The sequence below is a fragment of the Caulobacter segnis genome (genome assembly GCF_029543125.1).
GTDB classification, from domain to species: Bacteria; Pseudomonadota; Alphaproteobacteria; order Caulobacterales; family Caulobacteraceae; genus Caulobacter; species Caulobacter segnis_D.
This window is the reverse complement of record NZ_JARQWW010000001.1, coordinates 658,296-683,367: the sequence shown is the minus strand read 5'-3', so window position 1 is coordinate 683,367 and position 25,072 is coordinate 658,296. Positions and strand designations below refer to the sequence as shown.

Sequence of the window (25,072 nt, the reverse complement as noted above, 5' to 3'; positions counted from 1 at the left end):
TCTGACCTTCGATCGGCCGCTGCGGATCGAAGGCGCAGGTTGCGCGGTGTTCATTTGCGCCGGCGCCAGCAGAGCAATAGGAGTTCGACTCCGAAAGCACTTTCAGGATTTTGCATGCTTCGCTCGTCACTCATCGCCGCGCTTATGGTCGGGGCGTGGGCGCTCACCCCGGCGGCGCACGCCAATCCTTCGGTCCCGGCCTGCACGAGCCTTGGCGCCGCCGTCGACGCGTTCGGCCAAAAGACCCTTTCCAAGGGCGCGCCGGGACTGGTCGTGGCGGTGGACGCGCCCGGCAGGACGCCCGTCATCACAGCCTTTGGGCTCGCCGACCTGGAAGCCCGGGCTCCCATGCAGCCGCAATCGGTTTTCAAGATCGCTTCCTTGACCAAGCAGTTCACCGCCGCGGCCGTCCTGGCGCTGGCCGAGACAGGGCGCGTGGACCTTGACCGCCCTGTCGCCGACTACCTTCCCGATCAGAGCTTCGCCGGGCAGATCACTGTGCGTCAGCTCCTGATCCAGACCGCCGGGCTCGCCGACTATGCCGAGACGCTCGCCAGGGACGGGACGAAGTCCGTGCGGCGCACGCCCGACCAGATGGCGGCGGTCATAGCAGAGCTGAAACCGCTTCAGACGTTTCGGCCGGGTGAGGCCTGGACCTACAGCAACAGCAACTATGTCCTCTTGGGTCTGCTGATCGAGAAGGTGACGGGGGCGTCCTATGGCGACTTCCTGCACACGCGCATCCTCGAGCGAGCCGGCATGACGGCAAGCGCCGTGGATCGGATGGAAGACATCGTGCCCATGCGGGTCCGCGGCTACAGTCGGGCAGGCCGTTCGCCTTTGCAGCTTCGTAACGCCGACTGGATCGATCCGAGTGTGCCGGGAGCGGCCGGGTCGATGCGCGCCACAGCCTCGGACCTGCTGGCCTGGTCACGCGCGCTTTTCGAGGGCCGCATCGTGAGCCGTCAAAGTCTCGAACTGATGACCTCGCCTGGACGTCTCAGCGACGGCCGCACGACCCGCGAAGGCATGCCGCAAGCCTGGCGCGAAGGTCTGCAGGCCGATTACGCCATGGGTCTGTTCCGCTCGGCGTCTCCGCTCGGTGCGAGACTTTGGCATACCGGCGACATCGACGGCTTCTCCGTCTGGATGGCCCGCTATCCGGAAAAGGACATGACCCTGGTTGTTCTGATGAACGCCGACTTCCTGGACCTGGACACCGCTTCTTTGGAAGCCGCCGTCGCCGCGGAAGGCTGCGCCCCGGGTTGAGTTCCGACGCCCTGCCCGGGCCGCTTACTGCCCGCGCAGATAGGGGCGTTGGGCCTCATAGGGCCATCCCAGCGACAACATGTAGAATTCGCCCTGGCTGGCGTCCGATCCCACAAGCTTCACCCATCTTGTGCCGGTGTGCATCATCGGCAGTGAAACGATCGCGTCGTACCGACGGTCAAGCTCCAGGAGGACTGCGGCGTCGCCGGCGGGCGTTACGGCGCCCAGGAGGCTGTGTGCGACCTTGCTGCAGTTCCACAGGACGAGCGGACTCCATCCCATCGTTTTTGCCTCGCACGTCCCCCGGCCAGCCGGCGTAGGGGCAGCTTGAGGCGCCGGCTCGGTGGGAGCCTCATAGCTGTCCACAACGCGGACCTGGCTGAGGCCGCTTATGCGTCCCCCGCTCCACTGTTCACGCCAACGAAGCCAGCGCCCGTCTTCGAACCGGGCGGCGCCGGACATCAGGCGTGTCACCCTGCCTTTCGGCAGTTCGGTTCTGATTGTAGCGCTGCCCATATCGAAGAAAGGCGCCCAGCGGTCAGGGGCGCCGCCGGCGGGGGCCGATGTGGCGACTAAGAGCGCAAGCGCGGCGGCGCAGCAGGACATAGCGACCCTGATGGGGGCGAATTGGCTGCGCATTTCAGCGGCTCCGGGGCTTCTTTGACGGGTTCCTGGGGGCTGACAGCCTGCCCGCTGTCCTTGCGGAAATTTTGACGGCTTCGGCGCTCAGGAAGGGCGGATAGACGAACTCTAAGGACGCTTTTGCCTGCAGCGCATCTGCCGCCGGGGCGGCGCAGGTCAGCCGCGGGCAGTGCGCCAGTGGGGGTAGGTCACATAAGCGGTCAGGGCGCCCTGCGGCCCCGATCGTATGGTCACCGTTTCGCCCTTGGGCATATGAACGATGCCGCCGGGACCGGCTGTGACGGCCGTCGCCTCGGTCGAGACCGTCAGCTCACCCTCCAGCACGATCATGACATCATCGACCGCCATGGTTTCGGTGAGCGTCTCATCGGGGCCGTAGCGGCCATAGCCGATGCTGATCGGACCGCCGTCCTTTTCGTCGACTAGGTTGCCGGCGAAGATTTCGCCGTCCTGTCCTGGAGACCGCTCCATGAGGGCGTCGGCGATCGTGAAGCCTCGCATCTTCATGGGCGTGTCTCCTCGTGGGCGGATGCTGCCAAGTTAAACCGAGCAGAGCTCACAGGTTCCGCGATCGGGCGGCGATCAGCGTGGAGAGATGCCACGGCTGACCGCTATCGGCTGGGCCAGCCCCGTTCGCACCAAGGATCGATGTGGAGCTCTTCGCTGTCCGCCTCGACGTTTGCGGCAGCGACGCGGACTTGCCGGACCGGCACGGCGAATGTTGCGCGAACGCCACAAGGCGCCGCCCGCAAATCCAGCGCATAACCACGCTCGAGTTGGGCGTTGAGCGCCTTAATCGACAATGGCGTGCGGCACGAAGCGTGAGCGGTCCTGCGTTACGCGAAGATCGTCCTCGCGCACGCCGATGCCGGCGGCCTCATCGCCGACCATCCAGGCTCCGATCACCGGATAGCCTGCATCGAAGCGCGGCAAGGGATGAAGGGCCTGCCGGACATGCCCTTCGGCGCCGTAGCCCTGATCGAGGACCGCCTCGCCGCGGCCATCCTCCACCAGCTCGATGTTGGCGCCTTCACGTGAGAAGAAGGGCTTGCGGACGAACGAGACGCCCAGGCTCGCAGCTTTCGGGTCGTCGTCGAAGAAGGCCGGCAGCAGATTGGGATGACCCGGGTGGCGCTCCCACAGGAGCGGCAGGATCGCCTTGTTGGACAAGACCGCCTTCCAGGCCGGCTCGATGAACCGGGTACCGGAGGCGGCGATGTTGAAGGCGTACGGCTCCCTAAACAGGTCTTCCCACGGATAGAGCTTGAAGAGCGTCTGAATCACATAGTCTTCGGCGTCCACGAAGCGGTCGTGGTCATCGACGCCGATGCGCGCAATATCGGTGAACCTCGTGCGAAGTCCGGCCTGAGCGGCGGCGTCCTCCAGGTAGCGGACGGTCTGCCGATCCTCCACGGCGTCCTCGACGCAGGTGAAGGTGAGGGTGCTTGCGGGCGGCACGAGTCCGCCGAGGCGCGCGACGAGCTTTTCATGGAGGCTGTTGAACTGGTCGGCATGGGCCGGGAGGCGCCTAGCCCTGATCTGGTCCTCGAGCCAGAGCCACTGCACGACCGAGGCCTCGAAGACAGAGGTCGGCGTGTCGGCGTTGTACTCGTAGAGCTTGGGCGGGCCGGCTCCGTCATAGGCGAAGTCGAACCGCCCGTAGAGGCTGGGCTCATCGGCGCCAAAAGACGCGGCGACAAGATCCCAGGCCATCCGGGGAATGGCCAGACGCTCCATGAGCCGCTCACTGGCGCAGGCCTCGGCGACGAGCTCGAGGCACATGGCGTGCAACGTCTGCGCCGCCGGCTCCAGGTCGGTCTCGACCTGCTCGAGGGTGAAGGCGTAGTACGCCCGCTCATCCCAGTAGCGGCGCCCGTCCATGTGATGGAAAACAAAGCCGATGGCCTCGGCTGCGGATCGCCAGTCGGCTCGCTCCTCGATCGGCAGGCGCCGCATGCAGGTCCCTTCCTGTCCCGGATGCTCGCTTCTGCGGGTCGTCATCAGCTCCACTGAACCGTTGACGAGCTGCGCCCGAAGCACCCTATAGTTGTGCGCAGGTTCTGCGTCGCCTTGCCTTGTTCCACAAGGAAAATGCGTCGGCGCATACGTTGTCGACGCGGGGGCGTTATGTTTGATCTGACTGGGTTCACCACGGGCGTGGCTGCTTTCGCCCTGGCCTTCGCCGCGGCCGGGCTGTTCACCGGGCTCTTCAAGTTCATCTATCAGCTGGTCACGCCCTACAATGAGCGGGCCCTGATCCGGCAGGGAAACATCGCCGCCGCGATCGCTCTGGCGGGGGCCATCCTCGGCTATGTCATGCCGCTGGTCTCGGCCCTGAACCACACGGTCAGCCTGGTGGAGTTCTGCGCCTGGGCCTTGGTCTCGGGGGGTGTCCAGATTCTGGTTTTCACGCTTGTGCGCCTGGTGCTCCTGCCGGACGTGAAGGCGCGTATCGAGGACGGCCAGATCGCCGCGGCGATCTATCTTGCGACCCTGTCGCTGGCCGTCGGCCTTCTCAACGCCGCCTGCATGAGCGCCTGAGCCCTCATGAAGCGCTCATCGACTCTTCGCCTGACGACGGTCATGGCCAGCGCCAGTCTTATGGCCACCGCATGCGGCCCCAGGGTCAATCCCGGCGCCGTCGCCGAATGGGAGACGACCGAGGCTGCGCCGCGCCGCTACACCACGGTTGAGCAATGCCTCGTGGATCCAGGCGCCGAGGAGGCCGCCTGCAGGCAGGCGCACGAGCAGGCGGTGCGCGCCGACCTGGAGAACGGCTCTCGCTACTGGGACAGGAAGAGCTGCGAGGAGGTGCATGGCGACAGGCAGTGCCTGGAGCGCCAAGCTTCGGGCGGCAGCTACTTTGCACCCCTGCTTACGGGCTTTGTGATCGGCCAGATGCTCGACGGCCGCTATGGCGGCACGCCGGTCTACCGGTACCGCAGCGAGACCCGGCGCACAGAGGAGGAGCAGGGCGGCGGGGGATCAGGAGGGGGCGGCGGCTATTACGGCTACGGAGCTGGAGGCTCCAGCGCCGAAGAGCGGCGGGCCTACGCGGACGGTCAGCGCTCGACGGCCCGCAGCCGGGGCGGCTTTGGCCTGAGAGCCGGCAGCTTTGGCGGATAGGCGCCAGTTGAGGCCGCCGGGTGCGGCTTTGGCTGCGGGGCGCTGCGCCCATCGATGATCAGCGACCGCGAAGATCATATCGCTTGGCGGTTTGTCGGCATCGCTCTCGCCTTCGTCCTGGCGTTTACGGCCTTCTTGATCGTTCGCTGGACGGACGGCATTGCGCTCAGACGCGAGACGGCCGCGGCCCTGCGGGTTTCGGGCATGATTGTCTGGTGGCGCAGGGAGGGCTGGGAAGGCCTTCTTGGGGCCATTGCGATTGCGCTGCCCATGTTCACTGTGCCGGGTGCGTTTGGCCTTCGCTATCGCCGGCTCGTGCCGAACCTGACTGCGGCCGGACGCATCCTCGTCGTCCTTGGATGCGTCGTAGTGCTGGTCGTGCAGGCGTTGACCGCGCTTGCGATCGGAGGGCGCCGTTTTGGTGTGGCGACCCCGACCGAAGCGCAGTGGTTCAGCGGCGGCGCGCTGAAAGCGCGGCAGGCCTGGGAGCAGGCGACCGAGATTGTCGGCGGATGTCGCACGGACCGCACGTCCGACGAGGGGCCCAGCTACGGCGTCGAATACACCGTCAGGTTCGTCCGCGGTCGCGAAGCCAGGATGGTGGACCAACCCCTTGGCGCGGCGACCTGGTCCGCCAGGCTGAAGTCCATCGATGACCGGCTGACGGCCGCAGGCGTCGTGCGGTCGGTCGAGAGTGACCCGGAGTGCCTTGCGCACTACATGCGGGGCATGACCGGAGAGGATCGCGCCGTGTTTACCTACCTGCTGAGGCCCGTCGTCGACTGACGGGCATTCGAAGGCGACGAGACGCGCCCCTGGCGGTCAGCCTTCGGCGTTCGCGGCCCTGACGATGCCATCCCAGCCGGCCATGGCGACCTTGGCCACGCCCTCAAGCTCGGCGCGGTCCGCGCCGTTGCGCGCCTTGACCGACATGCCGCTCTGCACCGTCTCCACGAACCGCGCCAGCTGCGCCACGTCGACGGACGGGGGCAGGTCGCCGTCGTCGACGCCCTTCTTCAGGCGCGCCTCAAGACGCTGAAACGTGGTCTCGATGGACGCAGCGAACTCGCCCACCGCTGCAAGGCCTTCACAGCCCAATGAAGCGATGGTCGCCATGCAGCCGCGCGGCATGTCGCAGACCGATCCCGAGAGGGCGGCGGCGGAGTCATAGAGGAAGGCGGACGCCGCTTCGCGCGCCGTCGGCGCCTCACGCGCGCGATCCCAGGCCAGACCGCCATACTTGCGCACGTAATGGTGCAGCGCCTCGGTGAAGAGCGCGTCCTTCGATCCGAAGGCCGCATAGAGGCTCTTGGCGCCGATGCCCATGGCCTCGGTCAGGTCCGAAATGGAGGTGGCTTCATAGCCGTTAGTCCAGAACAGGGTCGTGGCCGCATCGAGCGCCGCTGTACGGTCGAACGCCCTTGGCCGCCCGCGAGAGCGCCTCAGGGTCAGGTCGCCGGACTGCTCAGCATCATCTTTGTGCATCGAACGCTGTATAAATCTATTGACCCCGAAAATCAACGCCCTACCTATTGTGCATCAATCACTGCATAAATGGTGCAATCATGATCGACCTGAACGGTAAACGCGCCCTGGTCACCGGCGGATCGCGAGGCATCGGCGCTGCGATCGCAACCGCCCTGGCTGATGCGGGCGCAGATGTCGCAATCACCTATTCGGGCTCTGCCGACCGCGCCGCCCGGGTCGTCAAGGCGATCGAGGCCAAAGGGCGCAAGGCTGTGGCCATCCGGGCAGACAGCGCCGACCCCGCCGCCGTCAAAAGGTCGGTCGACGAGACCGTGGGCGCTCTGGGCGGCCTCGACATCCTCGTGAACAACGCCGCCATCGTTCACTACAACCTGATCGCCGACATCAGCGCCAGGGAAATCGACGAGATGTTCGCGGTCAATGTGCGCGGGCCCATCCTGGCCGCGCAGGCCGCCATCCCTCACCTGAAGGCGGGCGGGCGCATCATCTCGATCGGATCGGCCGGCGCCGACCGCATCGTGGGCGAGCCCGGATCGGTCTACTACATGACCAAGTCGGCGCTTCAGTCCTTCAACCGAGGCCTCGCCCGTGAGCTTGGGCCGCGCGACATCACGGTCAATCTCGTGCAGCCCGGCTCGACCAACACCGAGATGAATCCCGCCGACGGTGAGGCCGCTGACTTCCAGCGCTCTCTGTCGCCGCTCGGGCGCTTCGGCGAGCCGGCGGATGTGGCCGCTGCCGTGGTTTTCCTGGCGAGCCCCGCGGCCCGGCACATCACCGGCACGATCCTCAATGTCGACGGCGGTCAGATGACCTGACCCAAGGGCAGGCCCGCATGGGTGACCTATGCGGGCCGTCCCCCTTGAGCGGCGGCTTGGAAGGCGGCGCCATCGCGGCGTGCGTCGAACCCGAACGCCGCGGCGTCAGCACTCATCGGGCGTTCGGAGCCGGTGGCCGCCGAAGCAAGTCGGCAAGCGTCACCACGATCAACATCGCGGACTTTGCGAGATGCTGCTTCATCGCACCCGTTCGACCTGAAGGCGGCCCGCAGGCGTTGGCAAGAGCAGATCAGCTTCTGCGCCGCCATGCAGCCAGTCGACCATCTGATCCCCGAAGAGGAGAACGACCTGGCGCTTGTGGTAGGGCGCCACATCCGCGCCAGGCTCGCAGGTGAGCAAGGTGAAGGCCCCCTCACGGACTATGCCCGCAATGCCGAAGGGGGCGTCGCCCACCGCCGAGAACTCGAACTTCGGCTTGGGCGGCTTGCCTTCGCCGAACTCGTAGAAGTGGGTGATCGGGACGAGGCAGCGGGCCTCGCGGGCGAAAGTGCGGCCTTCGGAGCGGAAGTTGAACACAGGCGCGCCGTGCGCGCCCTTCCAGGACCAGGGCAGGACCTGCAGTTCACCACCAGCCGGGGCCGGCCGGATGATTTCGGTGCGGTCGGTGATCCTGATGGAGTCGTCCGGATGGCGGTTGGTGGCGTGATGGGCCTCGGCCCAGGTCAGCGGCAGGCCAAGCGTGCCGGCTTCCCCGATCACCTGGCCGATGTCCTTCTTGCGCTTGATCTCATTGCACATGCGAGCAGCGTATTTGGCCCGGCGGGGCCGGTCCACAGGAGGCGCGGCCGGCGTTGTCTTAGGCGCCGTTTGTTATGGAACCACGGCTGAAAACAAGCGTTACCATGCGGCGTGTCATTGAGCCGCGCTGTTGGGCCGTCCGTAACTTATCCCCCTGCGGGCGGCCCACCTTGCTTGCGCGATTTTCTCCCAGCCAGATCCGTCGTCGGCCGCACAGGCGAAGCGGTGGATCGGCGCCAGGTCTCCACCAGCTCGGTGAGGGCTTCTGCGGCGACAAGCTTGGGCCGTCGTCGACGCGGGTCGGTGGTGAGGGAGCCGTAGGCGCTGTCGATATGAAGCGCCCGGCCGCGCATGGACCACTGACCGTTCCAGGTCTGGCCGCGATGCGTGATCTTGATGGGCTCCAGGGGCATGGTCAGCCCGCCCGCTGACCCTGCAAGAACTCCTCGACGGCGTCGGCGCTATTGCCGACCTGATCGACCGCCCGCTGCAGCGTCTCGCGATCGACGCCGAATTTGCCGCTCCAGTAGCGGACTTCGTGATCCTCGCCCATGGCGATGAAGCTGCGATCGGGCTCGCCGACCCGGGTTCTATCGTCCGACATGGCGTCCTCCTTTTGGAAGGGAAGCCGACTGGAGCCTCCCGGTTCCCTGGCGGCCCGGCGCGGGGCGGCGATATCACGTTCCCAAATGCTGACCGCCCACAAGGTCGACCTGGTAGGCGGGCGATCCATCGAAGCTGTCTTCAATGAAGCCGTGGGATGCCTGGTAGTAGCGCCCCACCTTGGCCTCGAAGCCGGCCTGCATGATGTAGCCGATCATGGCCGCCTTGCCGCCGAGGTCTGAGCCGGCGAAGGCGTCGAAATAGCCCTCCTGGCTGGCGATCCAGGCCAGCGCCGCGTCCACATTCACGCCTGCAGCGCGAGCGGTGTCCAGGCCGATGATCATGTCATAGGCCAGGCGCACTGACGCCTGGAAATCCAGCGCGCCGAACTTCGCCTCGAAGGCGGCGGCGCCTTCGCCCCGGGTCCCCAGATTGACCGCAAAATTGATGAAGCGGTTCACCTCATTGAAGCGGGCGTAATAGGGGTCGGTCAGGTCGTTTGCGTTGGCGGGGCTGTCGATCAGCCAGGCCATGCCGGCCTTCGTCGGCGTCGATCCGGTGAAGAACTGATAGGCCGAAAGCGCCACCCCCGATGTGGGGGCCGCCAGTTCCACCACGCCGTCGATCAGGGCGTCGCGATTGATGAGGCCGAGCTCAAACCGGCTGATAAGCGACGCCAGGCGCACGGCGGTCTCGAAGGCCGGATTGGGCACGACCGTGCCGTCAGGCAGGGTGATGTTGCTGGCGAGCGCCTTGTCGGAATTGAGCGCAAAGCCCGCCGCCGAAGCGAAGGTCTGGCGGATCTCCTGCGCGGTCAGGGGCGGTTGCGGCTCGGGCTGCGCAGGTTGGAGCACGCTCAACGCCAGGCTGGCGGCCGGGTTGGCGTTGCCGGCGACGTCGGTGTAGGCGCCGGCGGCGATCGACACGCCCGGTCCGGCCGAGCCGTTGTAAGTGAAGTCTACGCTGTAGACCTTCGGGTCGGCCGTCGGGGTCAAGGTGCCGAGCGTGCCGCCTGTGGCCACAAGATCGGCCATGGTGAAGCCGCTGACCGCCTCGGAGAAGGTGAAGCTCAAAAGAGCGGTTTCTCCAACCGCCAAGGCTGCCTTGGAGGACGTGATGGCGACGGACGGGGCCGTCGTATCGACGACCAGGGCAAGGCCCGCGCTCAGGGACGAGGTGTTGCCCGCCAGATCGGTCGCCTGGGCCTTGACCGTATGGCCGCCTTGCAAGGCTGAGCTCGTGATCGTCCAGTCGCCCTGGCCGTTGGCCGTCGCCTGGCCAAGAAGCGTGAGGCCATCGGTGTCGAAGAGCTTGATCAAGGCTCCGGCTTCGGCCGTGCCGACGAAGGTCGGCGTCTCGATATTGGTGATGTTGTCGGGCGCTCCGCTGTCGCTGACGGAGGTTAGGCTCGGCTTTGACGGGGCCGCCGGCGCAAGAGTGTCGAAGGTCAGCGCAGGCGTGGTCCCGCTCCCGCCGTTGTTGCCGGCGAGGTCCATGTAGGAGGCGGCGCTGATCGTGATGCTCGCCGTTGTGGCGTTCTGCCCGGCGGTGGGGGTGAACACGGCCGTAAAGACCCGCCCGTCGCCGCCGGCGGAACTGAGCGCGCCCAGCGTGCCGCCGATGACGGTGATGTCCGCGGCGGAAAATCCAACGGGCGCTTCGCTGAAGGTGAAGGTGACGGCCGCCGTCTCCCCGACCTTCAGCTGAGAGACATTGCTTGTGATGGCGACCGTCGGAGCCGTCGTGTCGATGGTGAGGTCGACGCTGTTGCTGACGGCCGAAGCGTTGCCCGCGCCGTCCACGGCGTGAGCGGTAATCGTATGATCTCCCTGCGCCAGAGCCAGGACGGGCGCGACGGAGAACTGGCCGTTGACGGCTGTCGTCGACCCCAGGACGTTGCCCTGGCCGTCATAAAGACTGACCGTCGAGCCGGACTCGGCAAGTCCCCGCAGGGTGGGACGCGTGTTGTTCGTAACGCCGTCCGAGACGGACGCGCCGGTGTCGGAGGCCGGCTCCAGGGCCAGGGTCGGCGCGGTCGGGGCCCGGGTGTCGAAGCTTAGCGAAGGGGACAAGCCCGCGCTGTTGCCGTTTGCGGCGGCGTCCGTGAAGCTGTTCGCCGCAATCGTGATGCTCGCGGAGCCGCCATCGATCCCGTCCGTGGGGGTGAAGGTGGCGGTGTAGACGTTTCCGCTCCCGGACAATCCGCCAAGGACGCCACCGCTGACGACGATGTCCGCTGCCGAGAACCCGACGGGCGTCTCGCTGAAGGTGAAGGTGATTGTCGCCGTTTGACCCTGTCTGAGTTGGGCGGCGCTGGATGTGATCGCAACGCTTGGCGCGACCGCGTCCACCCGCACGCCGGTCATGGAGGGAAGGTGGCCGGTCAAGGAAAGATTGGCGTTGTTGCCCGCGCTGTCCCGGATCGTCGAGCCGTTGAGCGCCAGCCCGTTTATGGTGATCCCGTCGGCGTCCAGGTCGCCGGCCTGGATTGTATAGGCGTAAGTGACCGAATTGGCGGTCTTTTCTTCGTAGGCGGCGCTGCGCAAGGCGCCGCCGATCGTCAGGGCCAGCGTGCTGGTCGTGCCCGTGATTGTCAGGTTCTCGTCAAAGGCGATCGTGAACAAAAGCGTCTGGCCGGCCACGTAGACGCTGTCCGGCGGGACGCTGACGTTGCCCGAGACGCTGGGAACGCTGGCGTCGACGCGAACATTCCCCGTCGCCCCCACGTTCGAAAGCAAAAGAGAAGCGTTGTTGCCGGCCGCGTCCCGGATGGTCGAGGAGCCAAGCGCCAGGGAGCCGACGACAATGCCGTCCGTGTCGACTTCTCCTGCCTGCAGGGTGTAGCGGTAGGTGACCGTATTGCCCGAGTTCGAATGGAAGGCCGCATTGCGCGTTGCGGAGCCGATCGTCAGTCCCAGGGTGCTGTCGGCGCCGTTGACCGTGACGTTCTCATCGAACGCCACGGTGAAGTCCAGGGATTGACCGGCGACGTAGACGCCGTTCGCCGGCACGGCGACGCCCACAGCGGCGGGGGCGGTCGTATCGACGAGGATTGCCGCAGTGGAGGGCACACGCCCGCTCAAGGACAGGGCAGCGTCGTTGCCCGCCGCATCCTGGATCCTCGCCGCGCCCAGAGTGATCGCGCCGATCGAGATGCCGTTGGCGTCCGTATCCCCTGCCTGAACCGTGTAGGTGAAGGTGACGACCCGGCCGGCGGAGTATGAGTAAGCTGCATTCCTGGCCTCGCCGCCGATGTTCAGGCCAAGCGTGGCGTCTGAGCCAACGACGATGATGTCCTCATCGAAGGTCACGGCGAAGGTCAGCGTTTGGCCCGCCCTGTAGGAGCCGTTCTCGGGCACGGTGACAGCGAAGACGGACGGCGGGGTGGTGTCGGTGGCCATCTGGGGGTCCCTGGTTGTCGCGGCGGCGAACGACCGGCCCCCACTGCGTCGTGAAGAATCGCCCGCAACAACAAGCGCCGCCTTTGCGAGAGCTTAATTGTGACGGTCGAAAGCAAGCCTGCCGGTCAATAGGGCGGCGCCCTTGCACTTTGCAATAACGCGCCGGCGAAAAGTCGACGTTCGGCCGGTCGGGACGCCGATGATCGCCTGCAAAATCTCTAGAGCCTGTGGGCACAAGGGGCGACGTCGGGCTGTTACTCAAAATGAGCAAACGGTGTTCTTTATCTATTCTGACGCTGCAATCTTGTCGCCGGGCCGTGCCGGCGACGCCCCGCCACAGAACGCCCCGCCAGAGCCTGCAACGCAACGCTTTGGAGGCTCTGCCGCGGAGGGGGAATGGTCCAAGCGTGGGCGCTATCGCCTATCTGGGCCGATAGGGAGGCTCCACGCGCCGCGTCGCCCGCCACTGCCGCCAGGGTCCTTCCCTGAAGCTCTCCAGCTCGAACCAGGCGCTCTCGCCCTCAAAGGCGGGCACATGTTCGGGACGGATGAAGTCGGACGAAGAGCGCCGTCCGCCGCCCGTGAGGGTAGGGATCGTGTAGAAGAGGAGCTGCTTTTCGGCGCCATAGACCTTGGTCAGTTCGGCGATCTTGCGCTGCGTCGGCATGAGTTCTGCCCTCTCAGGATCGGATGCGTTTGTCGTAGGCGCGCGCCGCCTCGCCGCCATGGGTGGGCGCGTTGGGATCCGGCCACCGGACCTGAACCTCCCAACGGGTCTTGCCGCATTTGCAGGGCTTGGTGAGCTTGGCGCCCAGATCCGTATGCAAGGTGTCCTCGTCGCCGCGCTTGCCGGCCTTCAGGCGTGCGATCGCCGCCGCGGGAGACGTCGCCTTGGCCACGCCGCAGGCGGCGCACCGAAACGCGATCCGGACCTTCTCGCCCGCCGCCGCAAGGGTGCGAAGCGTCACCCCCGCCTGCGGCTCTTCACGAAAGTCGAGCCCGCACCCGCCAAGGGCGCCGCACTTGAGCAAGCGCTTGCACTCGGCCATGGACAGCCGGCCCATCCGGCGGCTGACCATGAAGTCGATGTCTATCCAGCAGCTGCGCTTGCAGTCTCGCTGATAGCAGGAGGCCCGAACCTGCTGGCCGCGCGCCTGATAGCCGGCCAAGCTGTCATCGCGCACGAGGGTGTCGTTCTCGATCAGCCAGCCGCGCGGCGGTGCGCTGGGCCGCTCAGCCCTTGCGCCGCCCCAAAGGTCATCGGGCTTGGGGTTCACTTCCCAAGAACCCATGGGTCACCGAAAGACATAGATGCCGCCATAGGCCAAAGCCTGCGGATCGGCCGGCCCCGACCAGACCTCCAGGCTCACCGAACGCGCGCCGCACTGACAGCGCAGGCGATCGGCCAGGCTGCTCAGGCGATGACCCACAAGGCCCTGGTCCAGCCATTGCTGGATCGGAACGGCCACCATCAGTTTGCAGCGGCAACGCGCGCGAAGGTGCCGATCGTCACCCATGGCGTAGCTTAGGGACGGGTCGAAGCCCTGCATCAGGCATCGGGGCTCGCTCGCCCGCCGGGGTGGGGCGGGCGTCGATCGGATGGACATGAAAACCTCCTGGAGGTCGACTCCTAGGCCCGGAGTCTCCGGAGAGTCGAATCATTTGTTCATGGAATGTTCCATTTGACGCATGGGCCGGCACGAAGCCGTCGGGGCGCGGGCGCAGCGCTGCTCAACGGCAGGTCGGCTCCGGGAAAGTGCTCGTCCGGAAAGGCGAACCCCGGATCGGCGCCCTGACGCCGCAGCGCATCGGCGGCGACGGCGTCGGCGGCGGACTATACGGACCAGAGTTCAGCGATCTGTGGCGAGGGCGTGAAGCTTGGCGGCTGTCCGCTCTTGGGGGGCGGATCTGTGATCCCTTCACTGATGAACCGCATGGCCGACGCCAGACCGTGGCGTGAAAACGGCTTGGCGATGACCCCGTGGGCCCCGGCGAAGTCCTCGGGCAAGATTGCGGGATTGGCTGTAACGAAGACGACGGCCGTGCCGGTCCAGTGCTCGCGTATCCAGGCGCAGACATCCAGGCCATTGGATCCTTCGGCCAACTGGATGTCGACGAAGGCGAGATCCGGCGCCGGGCGGTCGGCAAGGGCGGTGACCTCCCTCAGCGACATCGCGTCGGCGACGACCGTATGGCCGCAATCTTCGACCATGGCCTCGATATCCATAGCCAGCAAAGCTTCATCCTCGACGATCAACACGCCGAGCGGCCGAGGAGGCGTCATGAACCACCTACCGGAAAATCAATCGTCGCCGTCATGCCTTTGTCCGACGCCGTCCAGCGGGTCTCGCCGCCGATCTGCCGCGACAGGCGACCGATGAGGCTGCGCCCGAGCCCGGGCTGTCCGTCCGTTCGGGCGTTCGGACCGTCATCGGCCACGATGATCCGACCAAGGCCGCCCGAAGCGGTCACAGCCACCCGCAGACGTCCTGGACGGCCGTCGCAGAACGCATGTTTGAGGGCGTTGGTGAGGAGCTCGTTGATGATGAGGCCCAGCGCCGAGGCGAGACTCGACGGCGCCATGACGCAGGCGGTTTCGAGCTCAAGCACGATGTCCTTTCGGCCAGCGGCGCCGACCAGATCGAGAGCCAGGGTCTCCACCAGCGCGCCGATGTCGAACCGGGTTATGTCGTCTGACTGATAAAGTCGTCGGTGCACCGTCGCCAGGGCGTCTACGCGTTCCAACATGGATTCCAGCGTGGCTTTCAGGTCCGGATCCGGAAGCGTCCTGGCCTGCAGTCGCAACAAGGAGCCGATCATGGTGAGGTTGTTCTTCACACGATGATCGACCTCATGAAGCAGCAGCGTCTTGGCCTCCAGCGCCAGCTCCAGTTCGGCCGTTCGTTCGGCCACGAGGCGATCAACATCAGCCTTCTGGTCGGCTATCTCGCGGTGCGCCTCGATCCGATCCGTCACATCGAGCTGGCTGGCGAAGAAGAACTGGATTTCGCCATCGTGGCCCCGCACCGGGCTGAGGAACAAGGCGTTCCAGAATGTGGAGCCGTCCTTGCGGTAGTTCAGGATGTCGATCTGAATGTCTTCTCCGGCGTCCACGGCGCCGCGGATCGCCCGAACGGCGTTGTGATCGGTGCCCGGACCTTGCAGGAAGCGGCAATTGCGACCGATGATCTCCTCCCGGTCATATCCGGTGAGGGTCTGAAAGGACTTGTTGGCGAAGACGATCGGATTGTCCGCCAGACGCGGATCGGTGATCACCATCGGCATCCGCGTCCCGCGGATCGCCGCGGCGAAGGGATCTCCGCGCCCCGCTTCGTGATGCACCTCGTCGGTGAGGCGCCAGTCATCCTGCTGTTTCAACACCACAGTCCTGTCGCTCGCAGCCGCCAGCGCGGCGCAACGGTGTTAAGCGGCGCAAGGAACTTTTGGTTTCGTCATTCGCCGCAAGCGGAAAGGCTGCCCGCACCCGCGCCTGTTTCGATCAGGCCCGGACGCAGGTTTTGAGCGGGATGAGGGCGCGCAGCTTCGAGGTGATCGGATCGGCCCACAGACCCGGATCGTCATTGCGGACCTGAATGTCGCGCCCATCGGCGATGCGGACCGCCCGACAATGAGCGCGGCCTTCAGTCTCGTGGGAAACGGGAGGGGGCGGCGGCGTCCAGGCGATGCACCTCCAGCACCTTTCCATCCAGCCGAGCCCGCATCCGGTCGTTGGTTCCTTCGACCGCGAACAGGCCGTCGGCGGTCATGGGTGTGAGCGGGAAATCCTGACCATTGGCGAGGCGCCAGATCAGCCGGTCATTCCGGAACAGGATGGTGCGCCCGCCATAGGTTCCGGCGAGCGGCCGCAATTGCTTGAGGGGAACCCTCACCGGCTTCAGGCGCGCCTCGGCGCCGGCACGGGCCCATTCCCATGCGGCCCGATCGTCGGGCGCGCCTTCGCCCCGGTCGAGTAGGGCCTTCAGGGCCAGGGCGGCGGCGGTGTCGAAGGCGATGGCCGGATCGACGGCGACGTCGGGGATGACGCCCACCCGCTCCCAGTTGCCGCCGGAGACAGGATGGACTGGTCGGCCCGACGAGATGCTGAGCACGAAGCCGGGGGCGATGGGCGCAAACTCGTTGTTGTTGGCCGCCCCGCCGGTGGTCGCGCCGACGACCGTTCCTACGCGGAACTGTTGAACGTCATAGGCGAAAGCCTCGGCTGCTGAGCCCACCGTGCCGTCGGTAAGGACATAGAGCGGCTTGTCGGTCAGGCGGCCCGCCGGAAGGTGGTCCAGCGTCCGCGACTGGATCGGTTCCTTGCCAGCCTGGAGGAATGTGATGTCCAGCGTGTCAGGCTTCATGAAATGGCTGAGCAGATAGCGGACCGCCGCATGATTGCCGCCGCCGTTGCCCCTCAGGTCGATGATCACCGCATCGCCGTCGCGCAGGAACCTCATGGCGCCGTCATAGGCCTGGCCCGTCCGGTCGGTGACCCAGTGGAACTGGGTGATCCTCAGATAGCGGACGTTCCCGGGCAAAATGCGCATCTCGGACAGGCCGCCATTGGCCCGCTTCTCCGCCGCCGCCCAGAGAGCCTTCACCTCGGGATTGTCGAAAACGTCGCCCTTGGAGCTGACGGCCGCGGCGTACTCGCCGGGATTGTGGGTCAGGTACATGTGCCGGTCCTGACTGGACTCCCGCAAGTCCGTGGTCATCCGCTCGGCGAAAACCTGCGGATCGGTGACATCGTAGCGGCCGCTTGAGAGGCTGTCGCTCAGCCGACCGCGGATGGCCGCGATGCGGTCAGGAAAGACGTAGCGTGCCTCGACCGCCGTAATGACAGCAGCGACGGCGGCGGCGCGTTCGGCCGCCGTCAGCGGCGCGACAGAGGCCCGGGCCACGGCTATGGGCTGCGCCTGCTGGGCCAAAGCAGCCGTGCCGGCGAGGCTGCCCAGCATGCAGATTGAGGCGGCAAGACGCAGACTGATCATTGGTCAGCTCCAGATCGAGGGGCGATGGCTTCGGCGAGGCGAGCGGAAAAGGGGCGGTGCTCAAGGGCGTCGAGCGCGCGGGTCAGCACTTCGGCGAGGGGTTGGCCGATGTCGGCGTCCAGGGAGGCGGCGGCGGCTGCGGTGGCGCTCCAACACCGCTCCAGCTGGGGCAACCGCTCCTGTGCGAAGGGGGTCAGCGACACGATCCGTTCGCGCCCGTCGAGGCCGGGCTCAAGGGCCACCCAACCGCGCGCAACCATCTGGCTGACAGTCTGGCTCATGGCCGAGTGGGTGACGCCGATCCGCAAAGACAAGGCCCGCAGGCTGGCCGGCCCATCGTTCAGCAAGGCGCGCACGATGGGCGTGAACCGAGGACGGTAATCCAGCCCAGCGTCCCTGTAGGACTGCTCGACAGCGCCATCGAGGTGTTCGATCAGGCGCCGCAGGAGGACGCCGGGCGTGCGTTGGGATCGGATCATTGATCCAATCTATAAGCGCTAACATATATCCTCAAATGACAAATCGGACAGCTTTTTTGCGGTGGAGCAAACACAGGCGAGGCCCGTCGCCGCCGGTGATCCGGCTGAACGCTCGGCGTGATCAATTGCGCCTGCCGCGCCCTCGATGTGATGGTCGTAGTTGGGATGCTCCAGCTACGTCATTCGGAGGTCGTCAGCGCAATCATAGGCGCCTTGCGCCGCGCGTCCCGACATCCAAGGCTCAGCGTCGGGGGCGCCGATAGGGGCCTTGCCTGAAGCTATCCAGCGCCAACCTTCACGCGCTCAAAGGGGGGCACATGTTCGGCACGGATGAAGTCCGACGAAGAGCGCCGCCCACCCGTTGAAGCGCGTGTTCGCCTAGTTCCGTATCCTGCAGTCAGACGCGCCTTCACAAGGCCGCCCAAGAGGCGCGCCTGAGCGCCCATCGGCGGTGGAGCGGCGTACACAATTTGTAACGAAATGGCCTTTCATGCTTGGCGAGGTCTTGGTGTATCGCCGCCGGACGTGGCGGTGCGCAAACGCGCTTCTGCGCGCGGAGCGTGGCGCTTCATGCACAAGCGATCCGCGCTTCGCCTGATGTTGTGACGAGGCGCAATTGGCGACGAACGATCGGATCGGATTTAAAGAAGCGGTCGCCTGGCTTGCGGAAATTGTCGGCCCGGAGGCCGCCTATGTCCGCCTGGGGTTGGTCTACACCCTGGCGATCGGCCTTTTGTCCCTGGCCACCCCGATCTCGGTTCAGCTGCTGATCAACAGCGTCGCCAACATTGCGCTGCCGGCGCCGCTTTGGACCTTGTCAGCGGTATTGCTCGTGCTGTTGCTTTTGGTGGCCGGATTGAGCGCGCTTCGGGTCCATCTGATGGCGGCTTTTGAGCGTCGCGTCTTTGCCCGCATCGTCGCGGAGATCACCATTCGGGCGGTGCATGCTCAAAACCCGTTCTTCGGCGACGCAAACCGCAGTGATCTGTTCAACCGCTATTTCGATGTCTCGGTCATTCAAAAGGCCGTGCCGGCGCTGGTCATCGGCGCTTTCACGATTGTGCTTCAGGGGCTGGTGGGACTGGTGGTCACAAGTTTCTACCATCCCTTCTTCCTGGCGTTTAACGTCACGGTCATCGCCATTGTCATCGCAATCTGGCTGGCGTGGCGCCGGGGGGCCATAAGCGGCGCGGTGGCCCTCAGCCATGCCAAGCACAACGCCGCGCGATGGCTTGAGAGCGTGGGCAGCTCGAACGGCTTCTACAAGTCCAGCCGCCACCTCGCCTTCGCCATGGACAAGTCCGATGCGGTGACGGCCGACTATGTCGCAGCCCACAAACTCTACTTTCGCTACAGCTTCGCCCAGACCCTCGGCTACCTGCTGCTCTACGCCTTCGCCAGCGCCGCCCTGCTGATGCTTGGGGGCGACCTCATCCTGCGCCGCGAACTGTCGATCGGCCAGCTGGTCGCCGCTGAACTGATCCTGGCCAGCGTCTTCTACGGGATCGCGCAGCTGGGCTACTACCTGGACAACTTCTACGAGCTGGTGGCCAGCTCCGAAGAAATCTCGCTCCTCTTCTCCATTCCCCAGGAAGCGCCTCAGGCCAGGGGCGCGGGCGCTCCAAAGGACGGGGCGTTGAGATTGCGCAATGTCATGTTCGACGATGCGCATTTCGATTTTTCCGTAGAGGCCGGCGAGCAGCTTGTCATCGTGGCCACGCCGGGCGCCGAGCGAAAGCTGGCGCTGGTTCTGAAGCGACACCTCAACCCTCAGCGCGGCCTCATCTCGATCGGAGGCGCGGATCTGGGCGGCCTCGACATGTACCTGCTTCGCTCGCAGGTTCTGGTTCTTGACCGGCCGTCCATCGCCGAGGTGACGATCCGTCAGTACCTGACCATGGCTTCGTCGCAAGTGACGGCCGGACAGATGATGGAGGCGCTGGAGATGGTCGGTCTGCAAGAGCGCATCGCGCAGTTGCAGCTTGGCCTGGACACCCAGCTGGCCTCCACGGGCCATCCCCTGAGCCTCAGCTCGATGATGGCTCTGCGTCTGGCCAACGCCATGCTCGTCGCCCCCAAATTGCTGATGCTGGGCCAGGTCTACGATCTTTTGCCGCCTCGCCGGCTCGAGGCGGTGCTGACCGCGCTGAGAGCGCGCGGCACGACCGTCCTGCTGTTTACGCGTCGGCCCGAGGACATGACGCTCGACGGCTGGCTCCACTATGGCTTGGACGAGCAAAGGCGCTTCTCCTGCCTTGCGGACCTTCAACGTCACCTGGCCGATAGGGGGGAGAACAATGCCCTACCGTCCTGAACATCTGGCGCACTTCAAGACCCTGTCGCAGCTGAAGCCGCCCAAAGTGCTTGCGGCCATCGGCTGGATGATCATCGTCGGTGTCGCTCTGTCTGTCGCCGTGCTGCTCTTCGTGCCCTGGATGCAGACCGCCCAAGGACGCGGACAGGTCGCCACGACCGATCCCGGCGACAGGGCCCAAGAAGTGTCGGCTCTGGTCAGCGGGCGGGTCGAGCGCTGGTTCGTCCGCGACGGCCAGCACGTGGAGGCGGGCGATCCGATCGCGCAGATCGTCGATCTGGATCCCGACCTCCTCAGCAGGCTGGCGCAGGAGCGCGAGCAGGTGCTTGCCGAAATCGCCGCCGTGCAACAGGCGCGCTCGGTCGCCTCCATCGATGTCGGGCGCACACGCCAGCTACTTGCAGAAGGGCTGGCCGCGCGAAGGGATTTTGAGCAGGCTCAGATCAAGGTCGCCGACGCCGAGGCCAAGCTGGCGGAGTCGCGCGCCAAGCTCAACCGCATCGACGTGCAGCTCAATCGCCAGTCCGCGCAGCTTGTGACTGCGCCGCGCACCGGCCGCATCCAGAACCTCAACGCCGCCGCCGGCGGCGGCCTGGTGTCTGCAGGAACCGTGCTTGCCGTTGTCGCTCCTGAGCGCACCGAGCGGGTCGTGGAGCTCTACATCGATGGCCGCGACCTGCCGCTCGTCCAGGTGTCCGGGCCGGTCCGTCTCGAATTCGAAGGTTGGCCGGCGATCCAGTTCAGCGGCTGGCCCGTGATCGCTCAGGGGCTGTTTGACGGGCAGGTGCGCGCCATCGATCCGACAGCCTCCCCGTCAGGCCTCTTTCGCGTGCTGGTGGAGCCGGCGCCGGCCAAGGCGCCCTGGCCCGACCAGCGGTTCGTCAGACTGGGCGGCAAGGTTCGAGGTTGGGTGCAGGGCCGCACCGTCACGGTCGGCTACGAGCTCTGGCGCCAGCTGAACGACTTTCCCTTGGACTTTGGTCCCGGCGGGCCCACCGCGACCTCCGTTGCGATCGACAAGGCGGCGGCCAACACCTCGGCCCAAGCCAAGTGACCGCGACACTCGCCATGATCCTGCTGCTGGCGGCGCCAGCGCAGGGCGCACAACCGATCCTTGCGCCGGCGGCGGTAAGTGCGGCGGCAGAGCCGTTGACGCTGGCGGAGGTCCTGCGCTCTTCGGCCCGCGCTTCTCCTCAGATCATCGAGCAGCTGGCGCGTGAGCGTCAGGCGCAGGGACGCGCCTTGAGCGCGCAAGGCGCGTTTGACACCGTCTTTGGCGTCGAGGGGCGATCGCGCATGCTCGGCTACTACGACGGGGACGTGGTGGAGGCGCGGGCCACCCGGCCCTTCACCACGAACGGCGGCTACGCATACGGCGCCTACCGCGTCTCGCGGGGCGCGTTCCCGATCTATGAGGACGAGGTCTACACCAACGAACTGGGCGAGGCCAAGATCGGGGTGCTCTACTCGATGTTGCGCGATCGGCTCATCGATGAGCGGCGCACCCAGCGCACCTTGGCGGCGTCTGATATCGACATCGCCCGATTTGAACGGCTCGCCGTGGCGGTGGGCGTCCAGACGCGCGCCGTAAAGGCTTATCAGACCTGGGTGGCGGCGGGCTGGAGGCTGCGGGCCTATCGTGAGCTTGTCGAGCTCGCCGACAGCCGCCGCGGAGCCATCGAGCGTCAGGTGGCGCTGGGGGCGAGGCCCGACATCCTGATCACCGAAAACGAGCAAAACCGGGTTCGCCGCCAAGCCCTGGTCGTGCGCGCCGAAGGCGATTTTCGCACCGCCTCCAACGCCCTGTCGCTCTACTACCGCGACGCGGCGGGCCAGCCGAGGATTGTCGACGAGACGAGCCTGCCCCGGGCTTTGTCGGCGCTGGCCGTGGACGCTTCGCCCGCACATCGCATCAACGCATCGGAACGGCCCGATCTGCAAAGCCTCCTGGAGCGGATCGACCAGTCCACGGCAAAGCTCGCCCTCGCAGAGAACAACCTGAAGCCGCGCTTCGATCTGCGCGCGGAGTTTGGCAAGGACGTGGGCGACGAAGGTCGCGGCGGCGCCAGCCGCACACCCGCGGAGGCGGCGATCGGCTTTCGGTTCGCCGTCCCGCTTCAAAACCGCGCCGCCAAAGGCAAGCTTGCTGAGGCCCGCGCGGAGATCGACGCTCTGGAGGCCCGCGCACGATTGCTGCGCGATCAGATCACGATCGAAGTCGAAGGAGTCTCGATCGCATTGAACGCCGCCGAACGGCTCGCCGCCACAGCCGAGCAGGAGCGCGATCTGGCCGACCGCCTGGCTGCGGCGGAGCGGCGTCGCTTCCAGCTCGGCTCCAGCGATTTCTTCCTCGTCAATCAGCGTGAAGAGACCGCCACCGATGCCGCGGTGCGACTGATCGAAGCTCAGACCCGTATCGCGGCGGCTCGCGCCGATCTGGCTGCGGCGACGGTGGATTGGACCGCCCTGGGCCTTGATGAAATGAACTGACGACGGCGGCGATCTCGAAAGCGGCCTTCGAATGACCGCGCCGCAGGCGCGTGATGGCGCACGGCGCCAGCCCTTCGCCCTTCAGCCTCAGTGGCAGGTCGGGTCCGGAAAGTGCTCGTCCAGGAACGCATGGATGAGATCGGCGCCCTGACGCCAGAGCGCGTCTGCGGCCTCGGCGTCTGCAGCGGCGTCCATGTCGCGCGTGACGCGCTCCACCTGACGCCCAAGCTCGCGGTAGACCTGCACCTGAAACGCGGTCAGCCGACCTGCATCAAGGTCGTCACGGATCATCATGATCCGCGACAGCAGCGCGTCGGCCTCATCCTCCAGATCCGTCACATCCGTCACGAGGGTCGCGCACCACAACAGCTGGGGTCGACGCAGGACTTTGTCGGTCCGCGCTCCGGACGAAAGGATCGACGCAGGAAAATCGTTCCTCGCGGCGTGGCCCATTGCGATGGGGCATTGCAGCTGATGGGCTCCGGCTCATTCGAACGGCGTAAACAACCTCCTAGAGAAGGGTCTGCTGAGCCGGCGGCGCCTGCGGGGGCTCAGCTTGATCGCCACGCCGGTGAAGCTCGGTTTGCGCTGAGAACCGCACATCCAAGTCGCGGTCCCGGGCAAGGATGAGCAGGCGGTCGTTCGGCAGGTCGCAGAAGGCCTTGCCGCGATCAGGGCCGGAGGGGACGCGGGGCAGCAGGCCCGGCTCACGGCTCCAGGCGATCAACTGCTCCACCGAAGAGGCGTTCAGCAAGTCACGCAGGTGATGGGCGGTGACATAGGCGTCGGGCAAGGCGCGATGCGCCGGCAGGCCCAGCTCATGGACAAGACCTCGCGGCATCCGCCCATAGCGCAGGCGCTGATTGGAGAAGCCCGGCAGATGCGGCCAGACACGCAGGGCGCATTTCCAAGTGCAGATCCAGTCGACCGCGCCGGTGAACCGCGGCCTGCAGAACTTCTGCTCGAAGGCGGCCCGGTGGGCGGCGAGCGCCAGGACGCCGCCTGGCGGCCGCAGCACCGATCCCGCCACCGTCTTCCAGAAGGGAGCTGCGGCGACGTGTTCGTCCAGGATGTGATGAACCGCCATCGTCTCGGGCGAGATCGGGCGGCCGGGATTGACCAGGAGCGAGCCTCTGCTTTCGCTGACCACCCAGACGCCATCGCCTCCTTGTTCGACATCCTGCCAGCCGATCTCGCACACGTCGTGCGGGCCATTGCCGGCGGTCTCCAGATCGATGGTGCGGATGCGGCGCAAGACGGCCAGGCTTTGCTTCAGGTCCGGTGTGACCTCTTGGCGTTCAGATAGGATGCAGGCGTCCGGCTTTCGAGAGGCCCGTTCGGCGAAGGAATCCCCGGATCCGGAGCCTCAGGCAGCTTTGGGCGGCGCCTGACGCTCACCGGTCGGGTTGCTTCTCAACTCCTCGTTCACCGCAATCTTGATCCGGCGCATCAGCACCTCGACGCCTTCCGCAAATGTCGCGGTGACCAGACGAGGAAGCGGCGCGCCCGTGCGCAGGCAGGTGGCGCTGGCCAGCAGAGCCAGGCACCCATGCTGGAGGCTGATCGCGTAGCCGCGATACTCATATTCAACCATTCAGAGCCCCTTCGAGAATGGCGTTCGCCGGAAACCGGAGTGGCAAATGCAAGAACATGGTGAAGGTTCCTTTTGGTTGGGTCAGGCAGATGGCTGATCGGGTTTTCCATAGGTCGGCCCGCTCGCGAACGGCTGGAGCCTTAGGCCCCGCCGTCTCGGGATCGACAGATCTCGCCGGCCGTTGGCTGGCATGGAGGCAAGCAGCAGTGCGTGAAAGACCGACAGCTCTTCCATTGGAAAAGGCGGCCCTGCGCGTGGCCGTGATTGCGCCCGCGCTCATCATCGCGGCCCTCGGCGGCTGCACCTCGACCGTTCGACCCGGTCTTGACCGTCGTCCAATTGCAATCACCGAGCCGCTCGACGGCTCCTCGCGAGCCAGACTGGCTTACGCGACGTCGGAGAGCGCCTCATGCCAGGCATGGTTGGCCGCGGCGGCGGTGCCGTTTCGACCGGTCGCCGACCAGATCCAGTCGGAGACCTGCCGGGTCATCGCAGCGGGCACGCTGCAAAATGATGGGGTCCGCTACGCCCCGCCACGGCCGATGATGACTTGCCCGCTGGCGGCGGCGGTCTCGCTTTGGCGTCGCCAGGCCGTCGACGCCGCCGCTCTTGAAATCTTCGGCGCGCGCGTGACCCAGATCGACCATCTGGGCGTCTACGCGTGCCGGCCGGTCAACAATACACCCGGCGCGCGACCGAGCGCTCACGCTCGCGCATCTGCGATGGATATCGCAGGCGTACGCCTCAGTGACGGGCGACGGATCAGTGTGAAGGCGCACTGGTCCGACGGCGCCGCCGCCGAAGGTCGGTTCCTGAGGCGGATTCGCGACGGCGCCTGCCAGGTCTTTCAGACGACGCTATCGCCTGATTACAACCTCGCTCACGCCGACCATCTCCATCTCGAACTTGGCGAGGGGCGCATCTGCCGCTGAGCCGCAGGGGCCTGACGCAGCCTCCTCATAGCGCTCGCCTTCGAGTAACTGCACGGCGGCCGGCGAGATTGCTCAGCCTGGTCAAGTGCGGGCCGCGTCGCGAATGGGCGAGAAGGGCGCGCTGCGTCACCGACGTGTGGGACGCGTTTCCCGCAACCGTCTTCGC

27 protein-coding genes are annotated in these 25,072 nt (G+C 66.1%); 9 read left to right on the top strand and 18 right to left on the bottom strand.

The features are described 5' to 3' along the window. Positions 1 to 114 precede the first annotated feature (114 nt). The gene (locus P7B02_RS03315) at positions 115 to 1,269 is read left to right on the top strand and encodes a serine hydrolase domain-containing protein (RefSeq protein WP_277784879.1); all 1,155 of its coding nucleotides are present in this window, start codon (positions 115 to 117) and stop codon (positions 1,267 to 1,269) included. A 24-nt stretch (positions 1,270 to 1,293) separates the two neighbouring features. Here the strand turns inward: P7B02_RS03315 and P7B02_RS03310 are convergent, their stop codons facing one another. The 3 genes from P7B02_RS03310 to P7B02_RS03300 form a co-directional block, all read right to left on the bottom strand. Continuing rightward, positions 1,294 to 1,551, bottom strand: coding sequence for a hypothetical protein (locus tag P7B02_RS03310; protein ID WP_277784878.1), 258 nt, complete (start codon positions 1,549 to 1,551; stop codon positions 1,294 to 1,296). A gap of 516 nt (positions 1,552 to 2,067) precedes the next feature. Further along, positions 2,068 to 2,418, bottom strand: coding sequence for an ethanolamine utilization protein (locus tag P7B02_RS03305; protein WP_277784877.1), 351 nt, complete (start codon positions 2,416 to 2,418; stop codon positions 2,068 to 2,070). A 285-nt stretch (positions 2,419 to 2,703) separates the two neighbouring features. Then, the gene (locus tag P7B02_RS03300) at positions 2,704 to 3,867 is read right to left on the bottom strand and encodes a glutathionylspermidine synthase family protein (RefSeq protein WP_277785168.1); all 1,164 of its coding nucleotides are present in this window, start codon (positions 3,865 to 3,867) and stop codon (positions 2,704 to 2,706) included. A 171-nt stretch (positions 3,868 to 4,038) separates the two neighbouring features. On the opposite strand from P7B02_RS03300, the gene P7B02_RS03295 reads away from it, so the two are divergent. Genes P7B02_RS03295 through P7B02_RS03285 form a run of 3 tightly spaced genes read left to right on the top strand, consistent with a single transcriptional unit; the run spans position 4,039 to position 5,823 of the window. Next, positions 4,039 to 4,452, top strand: coding sequence for a DUF350 domain-containing protein (locus P7B02_RS03295; RefSeq protein ID WP_277784876.1), 414 nt, complete (start codon positions 4,039 to 4,041; stop codon positions 4,450 to 4,452). A gap of 6 nt (positions 4,453 to 4,458) precedes the next feature. Further along, positions 4,459 to 5,037 (top strand): DUF1190 domain-containing protein, encoded by a 579-nt coding sequence (locus P7B02_RS03290; RefSeq protein WP_277784875.1) that lies wholly within the window; start codon positions 4,459 to 4,461, stop codon positions 5,035 to 5,037. 54 nt (positions 5,038 to 5,091) lie between these two features. Further along, complete coding sequence (locus P7B02_RS03285; RefSeq protein WP_277784874.1) at positions 5,092 to 5,823, top strand: hypothetical protein; 732 nt, start codon at positions 5,092 to 5,094, stop codon at positions 5,821 to 5,823. A gap of 36 nt (positions 5,824 to 5,859) precedes the next feature. Here P7B02_RS03285 and P7B02_RS03280 read toward each other — a convergent pair whose 3' ends face one another. Next, positions 5,860 to 6,522 (bottom strand): TetR/AcrR family transcriptional regulator, encoded by a 663-nt coding sequence (locus tag P7B02_RS03280; protein ID WP_277784873.1) that lies wholly within the window; start codon positions 6,520 to 6,522, stop codon positions 5,860 to 5,862. Between the two features lie 80 nt (positions 6,523 to 6,602). On the opposite strand from P7B02_RS03280, the gene P7B02_RS03275 reads away from it, so the two are divergent. Next, the gene (locus tag P7B02_RS03275) at positions 6,603 to 7,343 is read left to right on the top strand and encodes an SDR family NAD(P)-dependent oxidoreductase (RefSeq protein ID WP_277784872.1); all 741 of its coding nucleotides are present in this window, start codon (positions 6,603 to 6,605) and stop codon (positions 7,341 to 7,343) included. Positions 7,344 to 7,541: 198 nt separating this feature from the next. On the opposite strand, the gene P7B02_RS03270 is transcribed toward P7B02_RS03275, so the two are convergent. From P7B02_RS03270 to P7B02_RS03220, 11 genes are all read right to left on the bottom strand, one after another. Continuing rightward, a complete protein-coding gene (locus P7B02_RS03270; protein WP_277784871.1) occupies positions 7,542 to 8,102 on the bottom strand; it encodes an SOS response-associated peptidase family protein in 561 nt (186 codons plus the stop codon). A gap of 146 nt (positions 8,103 to 8,248) precedes the next feature. After that, entirely contained in the window at positions 8,249 to 8,515 is a 267-nt protein-coding gene (locus P7B02_RS03265) for a hypothetical protein (protein ID WP_277784870.1), read from the bottom strand. A gap of 2 nt (positions 8,516 to 8,517) precedes the next feature. After that, entirely contained in the window at positions 8,518 to 8,706 is a 189-nt protein-coding gene (locus P7B02_RS03260) for a DUF3606 domain-containing protein (protein WP_277784869.1), read from the bottom strand. A gap of 73 nt (positions 8,707 to 8,779) precedes the next feature. Continuing rightward, a complete protein-coding gene (locus tag P7B02_RS03255; protein WP_277784868.1) occupies positions 8,780 to 12,106 on the bottom strand; it encodes an Ig-like domain-containing protein in 3,327 nt (1,108 codons plus the stop codon). Positions 12,107 to 12,527: 421 nt separating this feature from the next. Then, complete coding sequence (locus P7B02_RS03250) at positions 12,528 to 12,773, bottom strand: hypothetical protein (RefSeq protein ID WP_277784867.1); 246 nt, start codon at positions 12,771 to 12,773, stop codon at positions 12,528 to 12,530. A 13-nt stretch (positions 12,774 to 12,786) separates the two neighbouring features. Then, on the bottom strand, positions 12,787 to 13,398 hold the full coding sequence (locus P7B02_RS03245; RefSeq protein ID WP_277784866.1) for a hypothetical protein: 612 nt from the start codon (positions 13,396 to 13,398) through the stop codon (positions 12,787 to 12,789). A 3-nt stretch (positions 13,399 to 13,401) separates the two neighbouring features. Further along, positions 13,402 to 13,713, bottom strand: a complete 312-nt coding sequence (locus tag P7B02_RS03240) for a hypothetical protein (protein WP_277784865.1) — start codon at positions 13,711 to 13,713, stop codon at positions 13,402 to 13,404. A gap of 227 nt (positions 13,714 to 13,940) precedes the next feature. Next, positions 13,941 to 14,366 carry a response regulator gene (locus tag P7B02_RS03235; protein ID WP_277784864.1) on the bottom strand — a complete coding sequence of 142 codons (426 nt, stop codon included), beginning with the start codon at positions 14,364 to 14,366 and terminating at the stop codon, positions 13,941 to 13,943. Between the two features lie 20 nt (positions 14,367 to 14,386). Beyond that, the gene (locus tag P7B02_RS03230) at positions 14,387 to 15,487 is read right to left on the bottom strand and encodes a histidine kinase dimerization/phosphoacceptor domain -containing protein (RefSeq protein WP_431355775.1); all 1,101 of its coding nucleotides are present in this window, start codon (positions 15,485 to 15,487) and stop codon (positions 14,387 to 14,389) included. A 260-nt stretch (positions 15,488 to 15,747) separates the two neighbouring features. Further along, positions 15,748 to 17,097, bottom strand: a complete 1,350-nt coding sequence (locus P7B02_RS03225; protein WP_277784862.1) for a S41 family peptidase — start codon at positions 17,095 to 17,097, stop codon at positions 15,748 to 15,750. Beyond that, positions 17,094 to 17,576 carry a MarR family winged helix-turn-helix transcriptional regulator gene (locus P7B02_RS03220; RefSeq protein WP_277784861.1) on the bottom strand — a complete coding sequence of 161 codons (483 nt, stop codon included), beginning with the start codon at positions 17,574 to 17,576 and terminating at the stop codon, positions 17,094 to 17,096. The genes P7B02_RS03225 and P7B02_RS03220 overlap by 4 nt, the downstream gene beginning before the upstream one ends. 616 nt (positions 17,577 to 18,192) lie before the next feature. Between P7B02_RS03220 and P7B02_RS03215 the strand changes: the two genes are divergently transcribed. From P7B02_RS03215 to P7B02_RS03205, 3 genes are read left to right on the top strand one after another with little or no spacing between them, the layout of a single operon-like run. After that, a complete protein-coding gene (locus P7B02_RS03215) occupies positions 18,193 to 19,890 on the top strand; it encodes a hypothetical protein (RefSeq protein ID WP_277784860.1) in 1,698 nt (565 codons plus the stop codon). Next, on the top strand, positions 19,874 to 20,944 hold the full coding sequence (locus P7B02_RS03210; RefSeq protein WP_277784859.1) for an efflux RND transporter periplasmic adaptor subunit: 1,071 nt from the start codon (positions 19,874 to 19,876) through the stop codon (positions 20,942 to 20,944). The genes P7B02_RS03215 and P7B02_RS03210 overlap by 17 nt, the downstream gene beginning before the upstream one ends. After that, entirely contained in the window at positions 20,941 to 22,380 is a 1,440-nt protein-coding gene (locus P7B02_RS03205; protein WP_277784858.1) for a TolC family protein, read from the top strand. Before P7B02_RS03210 ends, P7B02_RS03205 begins: the two co-directional genes overlap by 4 nt. An 87-nt stretch (positions 22,381 to 22,467) precedes the next feature. Here P7B02_RS03205 and P7B02_RS03200 read toward each other — a convergent pair whose 3' ends face one another. The 3 genes from P7B02_RS03200 to P7B02_RS03190 all read right to left on the bottom strand — a co-directional run bounded on the left by P7B02_RS03200 (position 22,468) and on the right by P7B02_RS03190 (position 23,974). Beyond that, positions 22,468 to 22,728, bottom strand: coding sequence for a hypothetical protein (locus tag P7B02_RS03200; protein WP_277784857.1), 261 nt, complete (start codon positions 22,726 to 22,728; stop codon positions 22,468 to 22,470). A gap of 163 nt (positions 22,729 to 22,891) precedes the next feature. Continuing rightward, positions 22,892 to 23,635, bottom strand: a complete 744-nt coding sequence (locus P7B02_RS03195; RefSeq protein WP_277784856.1) for a DNA polymerase III subunit epsilon — start codon at positions 23,633 to 23,635, stop codon at positions 22,892 to 22,894. A gap of 111 nt (positions 23,636 to 23,746) precedes the next feature. Beyond that, on the bottom strand, positions 23,747 to 23,974 hold the full coding sequence (locus P7B02_RS03190) for a hypothetical protein (protein WP_277784855.1): 228 nt from the start codon (positions 23,972 to 23,974) through the stop codon (positions 23,747 to 23,749). Between the two features lie 206 nt (positions 23,975 to 24,180). Between P7B02_RS03190 and P7B02_RS03185 the strand changes: the two genes are divergently transcribed. Then, positions 24,181 to 24,906, top strand: a complete 726-nt coding sequence (locus P7B02_RS03185; protein ID WP_277784854.1) for an extensin family protein — start codon at positions 24,181 to 24,183, stop codon at positions 24,904 to 24,906. Positions 24,907 to 25,072 lie beyond the last annotated feature (166 nt).

Excerpts from the sequence above, each read along its gene's own strand:
- P7B02_RS03315 (WP_277784879.1), top strand. The coding sequence starts at position 115 with ATGCTTCGCTCGTCACTCATCGCCGCGCTTATGGTCGGGGCGTGGGCG.
- P7B02_RS03310 (WP_277784878.1), bottom strand. The coding sequence starts at position 1,551 with ATGGGATGGAGTCCGCTCGTCCTGTGGAACTGCAGCAAGGTCGCACAC.
- P7B02_RS03305 (WP_277784877.1), bottom strand. The coding sequence starts at position 2,418 with ATGAAGATGCGAGGCTTCACGATCGCCGACGCCCTCATGGAGCGGTCT.
- P7B02_RS03300 (WP_277785168.1), bottom strand. The coding sequence starts at position 3,867 with ATGCGGCGCCTGCCGATCGAGGAGCGAGCCGACTGGCGATCCGCAGCC.
- P7B02_RS03295 (WP_277784876.1), top strand. The coding sequence starts at position 4,039 with ATGTTTGATCTGACTGGGTTCACCACGGGCGTGGCTGCTTTCGCCCTG.
- P7B02_RS03290 (WP_277784875.1), top strand. The coding sequence starts at position 4,459 with ATGAAGCGCTCATCGACTCTTCGCCTGACGACGGTCATGGCCAGCGCC.
- P7B02_RS03285 (WP_277784874.1), top strand. The coding sequence starts at position 5,092 with ATGATCAGCGACCGCGAAGATCATATCGCTTGGCGGTTTGTCGGCATC.
- P7B02_RS03280 (WP_277784873.1), bottom strand. The coding sequence starts at position 6,522 with ATGCACAAAGATGATGCTGAGCAGTCCGGCGACCTGACCCTGAGGCGC.
- P7B02_RS03275 (WP_277784872.1), top strand. The coding sequence starts at position 6,603 with ATGATCGACCTGAACGGTAAACGCGCCCTGGTCACCGGCGGATCGCGA.
- P7B02_RS03270 (WP_277784871.1), bottom strand. The coding sequence starts at position 8,102 with ATGTGCAATGAGATCAAGCGCAAGAAGGACATCGGCCAGGTGATCGGG.
- P7B02_RS03265 (WP_277784870.1), bottom strand. The coding sequence starts at position 8,515 with ATGCCCCTGGAGCCCATCAAGATCACGCATCGCGGCCAGACCTGGAAC.
- P7B02_RS03260 (WP_277784869.1), bottom strand. The coding sequence starts at position 8,706 with ATGTCGGACGATAGAACCCGGGTCGGCGAGCCCGATCGCAGCTTCATC.
- P7B02_RS03255 (WP_277784868.1), bottom strand. The coding sequence starts at position 12,106 with ATGGCCACCGACACCACCCCGCCGTCCGTCTTCGCTGTCACCGTGCCC.
- P7B02_RS03250 (WP_277784867.1), bottom strand. The coding sequence starts at position 12,773 with ATGCCGACGCAGCGCAAGATCGCCGAACTGACCAAGGTCTATGGCGCC.
- P7B02_RS03245 (WP_277784866.1), bottom strand. The coding sequence starts at position 13,398 with ATGGGTTCTTGGGAAGTGAACCCCAAGCCCGATGACCTTTGGGGCGGC.
- P7B02_RS03240 (WP_277784865.1), bottom strand. The coding sequence starts at position 13,713 with ATGTCCATCCGATCGACGCCCGCCCCACCCCGGCGGGCGAGCGAGCCC.
- P7B02_RS03225 (WP_277784862.1), bottom strand. The coding sequence starts at position 17,097 with ATGATCAGTCTGCGTCTTGCCGCCTCAATCTGCATGCTGGGCAGCCTC.
- P7B02_RS03220 (WP_277784861.1), bottom strand. The coding sequence starts at position 17,576 with ATGATCCGATCCCAACGCACGCCCGGCGTCCTCCTGCGGCGCCTGATC.
- P7B02_RS03210 (WP_277784859.1), top strand. The coding sequence starts at position 19,874 with ATGCCCTACCGTCCTGAACATCTGGCGCACTTCAAGACCCTGTCGCAG.
- P7B02_RS03190 (WP_277784855.1), bottom strand. The coding sequence starts at position 23,974 with ATGGTTGAATATGAGTATCGCGGCTACGCGATCAGCCTCCAGCATGGG.